The organism is Halomonas sp. ND22Bw, from assembly GCF_003011945.1.
Taxonomy (GTDB): domain Bacteria; phylum Pseudomonadota; class Gammaproteobacteria; order Pseudomonadales; family Halomonadaceae; genus Halomonas; species Halomonas halophila.
In genome coordinates this window covers 1-464 of sequence record NZ_PXWD01000150.1, presented here as the reverse complement: position 1 = coordinate 464, position 464 = coordinate 1, and the positions used below count along the sequence as shown (strand labels likewise).

Annotated in this window: 1 protein-coding gene; it reads right to left on the bottom strand. The window is 70.3% G+C overall.

Annotated elements, in window-relative coordinates:
* Positions 1-464, bottom strand: a 464-nt coding sequence (locus CVH10_RS17440; RefSeq protein ID WP_219924750.1) for a secretin N-terminal domain-containing protein, incomplete at both ends; no start/stop codon positions are given.

Below are 464 nucleotides of genomic sequence, written 5' to 3'. Positions count from 1 at the left end.
GATGATGAGCGAGTTGGTGCTCGGGTCGGCCTGGATCTGGCCACCCGTGGAAGGCTGGTTGGCGTTGTTCAACGGCGCAGAGGCGGCGCTGCTCGTGGTGCCGCCGCTGAACGCCGATTGCTGTGACTGCTGCTGGCTCTGGTTGGCGGACTGCGCCACCGTGTTGGCGACGGTGCTCGCGCCACCGCCCTGTCCGCCCCGTGCATCGGTCGACATGGCCGCACGCAACGTCACGGCCAGCCGCACGGCATCGGCATTCTTCAGGTAGACCACGTAGATGTTGCCGGCATCGCCATTGCTGCCGGCTTCCGGCGCGCGGTCGAGCTTGGCGACCAGCGTGCGCACCAGCGGCGCACGCGCCGGATTGGCTGCGCGCAGGATGAGCGAATTGCTGCGCGGGTCGGCCAGCAGCGTCGTGCGGAAGGTGGCATCGACCGAGCCGGGCGCGGCCGCCGCTGCCCCGG